Source organism: Ovoidimarina sediminis (assembly GCF_032586175.1).
GTDB lineage: Bacteria > Pseudomonadota > Alphaproteobacteria > Rhodobacterales > Rhodobacteraceae > Ovoidimarina > Ovoidimarina sediminis.
The window spans coordinates 21,625-27,803 of sequence record NZ_JAWHTE010000036.1 but is presented as its reverse complement, the minus strand read 5'-3'; the positions used below and the strand labels follow the sequence as shown (position 1 = coordinate 27,803).

The 6,179-nt window shown below is 59.0% G+C and carries 4 protein-coding genes; 2 read left to right on the top strand and 2 right to left on the bottom strand.

Features of this window, described 5'->3' with window-relative positions; all coding sequences use genetic code 11:
* Positions 1–199: 199 nt before the first annotated feature.
* Entirely contained in the window at positions 200–1,042 is an 843-nt protein-coding gene (locus RXV90_RS23960; RefSeq protein WP_316652612.1) for a heparin lyase I family protein, read from the bottom strand.
* A 286-nt stretch (positions 1,043–1,328) separates the two neighbouring features.
* A complete protein-coding gene (locus RXV90_RS23955) occupies positions 1,329–2,861 on the bottom strand; it encodes a winged helix-turn-helix domain-containing tetratricopeptide repeat protein (protein WP_316652610.1) in 1,533 nt (510 codons plus the stop codon).
* Between the two features lie 685 nt (positions 2,862–3,546).
* Here RXV90_RS23955 and RXV90_RS23950 point away from each other — a divergent pair.
* Both RXV90_RS23950 and recD2 read left to right on the top strand, forming a co-directional pair.
* Entirely contained in the window at positions 3,547–3,987 is a 441-nt protein-coding gene (locus RXV90_RS23950; RefSeq protein ID WP_316652608.1) for a hypothetical protein, read from the top strand.
* Complete coding sequence (recD2, locus tag RXV90_RS23945) at positions 3,984–6,164, top strand: SF1B family DNA helicase RecD2 (RefSeq protein ID WP_316652606.1); 2,181 nt, start codon at positions 3,984–3,986, stop codon at positions 6,162–6,164. Before RXV90_RS23950 ends, recD2 begins: the two co-directional genes overlap by 4 nt.
* The last annotated feature ends 15 nt before the right edge of the window (positions 6,165–6,179 follow it).

Sequence of the window (6,179 nt, the reverse complement as noted above, 5' to 3'; positions counted from 1 at the left end):
GGACCAAACGGCGCCAGAGACGAGTTCCTACTCGCTGCAACCGCTCAGAACCTCCGGAAACTCGCGAAACTGATCCCCGGAGCGCCCGCCCCGGCCTGAGCGCCAGGCAAAAGCACACGCGACCGAAATCCGCTCGCGCTCTTCAAGCCGACTTCTTCAACACAATCAGCCCAAAGCAGTCACCCACATTTGTCGAGCACTAAGGGCCAGAAGACGCAACTAGGCTCTTGCGGTCCAATGATCTAGAGACATTCCGGTAGAAGGCTGTGACAGGTTTTGAGGCCCTCTCCCTTTGGTTCGCGTAGTATATGCCGTATTTGAAATAGATGTTTTCGCAGTCCTCAACACAGGTCGCCCCGCGATGCTCCATGACCTTTCGTCCGTTGAAATAGCCGACTAAAAGCCCCGTCTCATCTGGAGCCCAGCGCACAAAGAGCTCTATTCTTCCCCAAGTTCCTATGAGTTGCCGAACGTCTCCTGCCTGAGAGGAAACTGGCTGTACGCAGTCACCTTCTCCTTCGGGCAAGCCGGTGCCTCGAGGCAAAGCCATTTCGATCGCGGGATCGGTGTACCCAGCTTGGTGCTTGAAGATGAAAAGTGGACAGTTGACCCCTCCTTGCTTGAACTGCCCCAGAATAATCGGACCAATAGCCTGATCGGTGCCCCAGGCGGTGCCCTCCGCCAGCATTATTTCCCAGCCGTACCAAGCTTCCTTTGGTTGGCGCTGACTGCCGTGCCTTGGATAGTCGTAGATGTTTTCCTGACGCTCCTGTCGGGAAGAATTGTTCTGACAATCGCGTCCAACACACTGTCCGGATGCGACGGAGAACTGTTCCATGAGCATCTGCCCGCCATCGGACGTTGTCGTTGTCACGCGCCTGTAGGCATCTCCACCAATACTTCGCTCGGCATTGAACCATGGTCCAAAGTCCCCAAAGTCAGGGCTGGCCGTGGACCTGGCACTGGCACCTTCATTTCCTGAAGTCGTCTGGCAGGCTGCGACAAGGGACGCTGCAATGACCAAAAGAAGAGATTTTTTCATATCGGGATTTCAGAGCCAAACTGCTCAACCTGCAAACGGAAGCGTTGCTCGCGTGGTCTGCATCAGCCGACTTGTCGCAGGGATGCAACAAGCGCCTCAGAGAAGGCTTAGATTTCCCTGCTCGCCACACTGTGCTGCGAGCTTGCATTCAAGAATAGTTCCTGGAGTGCGAGTTGAGATGGTGGTTTTGTCCCGCGCAGCGGACGTAGGCCCTGGAGCCGTTAGCAGCCGCTTCGAGCCCAGAACCGACAGTGCATCTCTTCGCAGGCGCCCTCCAAAGAGGTCGTTAGCGTAACCCCGCTGCAGCCAGATGATAGAGGTAGTGTTCGTGTTCATTCTGGTCCGCGTAAGCGACGTAATCCCGGGCGTGTGCCAGCGTATAACCGGGGCTGGCTGATCTTACTTCCTCAACGGTGTCTCTTGCCTCATCGAGGCGACCGCAGGCGGCATAACAGGCAGCCGCGTGCGCGAGGGCATTTGCGTGAAAAGGTTGAGAGGTACGGATGCGTTCGAGCCGTGGCATCGCCTCTTCGTAGCGTCGAAGGTTGAACAGGGCACGCCCGTAGAAAACGTGGAAGAGTTCCGGATAAAAGGGGTTCAGATGCATCGCCTGATCCAAAGCGACTAAGGCTTCGCTCGAACTCCCAGCATAGGTGAGTGAGAACGCATACATGCTGCGGAACTGCGCGTTCCCGGGATTTGTTTCGATCGCGCGTCGTTGTTCTTCGAGACCACGCTCGAAGGCCTTGTCGCTCCACATGTAAACCCAACCCAAAACAGCGTGGGCAAAGGGTTCATTGTTGTTGGCCGCGACCCCAGCCAGACCGGCGGATTTGGCTTTATTCAACGCCTCCCGAATGTCATCCGTCCATGCATTGGATGCTTCGGAAATATGTGTCCAAGCCAGAAGTGCGTGAGCACGCGCAAACCCCTCATCGCATTCAAGCGCTTTCTTCGCCTCATCTCGCGCCGCGCGGGTCTTGCTTGGGACCATCTGGTAGTTCAGTTCTACTGCCCTGAGGTAGTGGTCGTAGGCATTGAATACGTCTTCACTTTTCGCAAGAGACCGGCTGTGTTGCTGCCGCACGATTGCACCGACCAGCGTATTCACAATCACAGAGGTAATCTCGTCCTGCACTTCGAAGATGTCTTGGATGTCGCGATCGTATCGTTCTGCCCACAGCTCGACCCCGGCGGTCGGATCGATCAAGCGCGCTGTGACCCTGAAGCGCTCGCCGGATCGCCGGATCGAGCCTTCGACGAGATAGTCTACGGCAAGCTCTCGGGCGATGTGGTCGGCCGAGAGGGATGACCCTCGGAAAGCGAAACTTGAATGCCGAGCGATAACGAGCAGCTCGTCGTAGCGAGACAGTTCCGTAATGATGTCATCAGTGATGCCATCCGAAAAATAGGTCTGCTCGAGATCGCCGGAGATGTTGTCGAAAGGCAGAACTGCTACGGAAGGTTTGTCTCGTGAAACAGTAAGGCTGACGTCTCGGTCAAGAATCGCCTTGTCATCGAACCGGAAGCCGCGCCGCGGTACAGTCTTGATCAGGCGCTGTTCGGTCCCGCTGTCTCCAAGTGCCGAACGGGCTGCGTTAACGGCGCTGGATATCGCCGAGTCTGACACGATCCTTCCGCCCCAAACGTGCTCAATCAGTTCGTCACGTGACACGATCTTGCCGGGATGCGCTGCAAGCCAAGCAATCAAGTCAAACACCTTTGGTTCAAGTGAAATCGCACGATCACCTCGATTCAGTTCCCGTCGGTCTAAGTCGAGATGAAAATCCAGGAAGGATATGACGCTTCGGTCGCTCATGTGCTCGATCATCGCGCGTAAGTTAGGTTTGGCAAGGTTTCCGGACGAAACCGCAAGAGTTTCCGGACGCTGTCCAAAAGCCAGCTGCGAGTCGCTGTGCAACGATGCCTCATCAAATGATGTTCGCTAGATGACACAGGAAAGCATCAAAATGACCCAGCACGACGACCTACTAAGGCACCAGACCTTCATAGCCGAAAATCGGATCCGCGTTGCGCGTCGATTGCAAGCAGAGGAGGCCCAGCGCGTTTCGATTGAACTCACGAGGTCGATCAAAGAACGGATTCTTTCGTGGCTTAGCGTCTTAGCAGGCAGGAAACTTCGAAAGTCTTAGAGCGCCTAGATGCGGCGGAGCGAACGCGAGCGACGGCAGCTTCGTCCGCGAAGCAGTCATAGCGATGATTTCGGTGAACGTCCGGTATTGCTTAGAGCTGACATAGAATCTTGAACGCTTTTCTGTCTAACGAATGCGGGCAGAACTTTGCTCGGGAAGTCACCTTCCCGAGCCCATGCGCAGCCTGGCAATCCTCAACTTACCGAAGCACTTTCTCAGCAATGCCATCGCCGAGAGGGCGAAACGTGAAGCAAGCCGCACCAACGTTCCATTGAGCTGAGGGCCCCGGCGCCAGTGATGGTCGCAATCCCAGAAGACCGATAGGATCGCCAGCAAGACGGGGGCATACTGATGGCCAGCGAATCCGACCTGCTCGAAAAACTTGGGAAGATCGAGGCGCTTTTCGCGGGCTCCACGACGCCTGGAGAGAAGGCGGCCGCAGGAGCGGCAGCGGACCGTATACGTGCCCGACTGAAGCAGACGGAACGTCGGGAGAAAGCGGTCGAGATCAGGTTCAGCCTGCCCGATCCGTGGTCGCGCCGGCTCTTCTGTGCGCTTTGCCGACGATATGAGCTCAGACCGTACCGCTATAGTCGTATGCAGCGCCAGAGCATCGTCGTGCGGGCACCCTCGAGCTTCGTCGACGAGGTGCTGTTGCCCGAGTTCCAGCAGCTGAACAACGCGCTCACTACCTATCTTGCCGAGATCACCGAGACCGTGATCAGCGAGGCGATCCATGGTGAGACCAGCGAGGCCGAGGTCGTCGCCGATCGACCTCAAATTGGTCGGTGAGCACGACCGGCAATCAGGAGGTCCTTGCCGGCCTCGTCGAGCGCGTCACCTTCCATAGCCTCGAGAGCGGCTTCTGCGTTCTGCGGGTGAAGGCCCGCGGTCACCGCGATCTGATCACGACGGTCGGGCATGCGGCGTCGATCTCGGCGGGAGAGTGGGTGACTGCCTCCGGCGAATGGGTCAACGATCGAACCCACGGCCAGCAGTTCAAAGCGCGGTTTCTGAGGACGTCGGCGCCGACGTCGCTGGAGGGCATCGAGAAGTACCTCGGCTCTGGTATGATCCGTGGCATCGGGCCGGTCTACGCCAAACGGATGGTCAGAAAGTTCGGTAAAGAGGTCTTCGACATAATCGAAGCCGCGCCGGAGCGGCTTAGGGAGATCGATGGCATCGGGCCTAAGCGGGCTGAGAGGATCACCTCGGCCTGGTCGGACCAGAAGGTCATCCGCGAGATTATGGTCTTCCTGCATAGCCACGGCGTCGGAACCGCGAGGGCTGTGCGCATCTTCAAAACCTACGGCACGGATGCCGTCCAGGTCATGAGCGAAAACCCCTACCGCATGGCGCGTGATATCCGCGGCATCGGGTTCCGGACCGCGGACATGATCGCGGAAAAGCTCGGGATCGAGAAGACCGCAATGATCCGCGTACGGGCCGGGATATCCTACGCTCTGACGGAGGCCATGGGGGACGGCCATTGCGGGCTGCCGCTGGAAGAACTTGTCCCGCTGGCGATCAAGCTGCTGGAGGTCCCGGACACGTTGATCCAGACCGCGATCGATCTCGAGATGACCGACGGCACGATCACAGCCGATACGGTTGCCGGAACGCCGTGTGTTTTTCTGAGCGGGCTTTATCACGCAGAGCGCGCCATCGCCGACCGGCTCAGATGTCTGACCGCCGGGCCAATGCCATGGCCGGACATAGATGCCGGCAAGGCGCTGCCCTGGATCGAGAGGAAGACGGGCCTGACCCTTGCCCACAGCCAGGCAGAGGCCATCCGCCTCGCCCTTCGCTCGAAAGTCATGGTGATCACCGGCGGCCCCGGTGTCGGCAAGACCACTATCGTAAACTCGATCCTGCAGATCCTGAGCGCGAAGGCGGTCAACCTGCTGCTCTGCGCCCCGACAGGGCGGGCGGCGAAGCGAATGAAGGAGGCCACTGGTATGGATGCCAGGACCATCCATCGCCTTCTCGAGATCGATCCGAAGTCCTTCGGCTTCAAGCGCAACGAAGACAACCCGCTGGAGTGCGACCTGCTGGTCGTCGACGAGAGCTCGATGGTCGATGTCTCGCTCATGCAATCGCTGCTGAAGGCCGCGCCGGATCGGGCCGCCCTGCTGATCGTCGGCGATATCGACCAGTTGCCATCCGTGGGGCCGGGTCAGGTCCTGGCCGACATCATCGGATCGGGGACAATTCCGGTTGTGCGGTTGACCGAGGTGTTCCGCCAGGCGGCCCGCAGCAAGATCATCACGAGCGCGCACCGGATTAACCAGGGCCAGATGCCAGACCTCACCCGACCGGACGGCGAGAGCGATTTCTATTTCGTCGGTGCCGCCGATCCCGAGCAGGCCGTCGCGCGCATCCTCGAACTGGTGAAGACACGGATCCCGAAGCGCTTCGGGCTGGATCCCATCCGAGACATCCAGGTCCTCTGTCCGATGAACCGCGGCGGTGTCGGCGCGCGCTCGCTCAACGTTGAGCTGCAGGCCGCCCTCAATCCCTCCGGGGACAACCGGATCGAACGCTTCGGCTGGACCTTCGCGCCCGGCGACAAGGTCATGCAGATCGAGAACAACTACGACAAGGAGGTCTACAACGGCGATATCGGCTACGTGGACCGCCTGGACGCGGAGGAAGGCGAACTGGTGGTCAATTTCGACGGCCGTGCGGTCAGCTACGTCTTCGGCGAGCTTGATGCGCTGGTGCCGGCCTATGCCGCGACGATCCACAAGAGCCAGGGATCTGAGTACCCTGCCGTTGTTATCCCGGTGCTGACCCAGCACTACGCGATGTTGCAGCGTAATCTGCTCTATACCGGGATCACCCGCGGCAAGCGGCTCGTCGTGCTTGTCGGCCAGCGAAAGGCCGTGGCCATAGCGGTGAAGAACGTTTCGGGACGGCGACGTTGGTCGAAGCTGGGCGAATGGCTGGTCAAGGCAGCGGCATCTTGATCACACTCAGGGACC

Coding starts and splice junctions, on each gene's coding strand:
- RXV90_RS23960 (WP_316652612.1), bottom strand. CDS start 1,042: ATGAAAAAATCTCTTCTTTTGGTCATTGCAGCGTCCCTTGTCGCAGCC.
- RXV90_RS23955 (WP_316652610.1), bottom strand. CDS start 2,861: ATGAGCGACCGAAGCGTCATATCCTTCCTGGATTTTCATCTCGACTTA.
- RXV90_RS23950 (WP_316652608.1), top strand. CDS start 3,547: ATGGCCAGCGAATCCGACCTGCTCGAAAAACTTGGGAAGATCGAGGCG.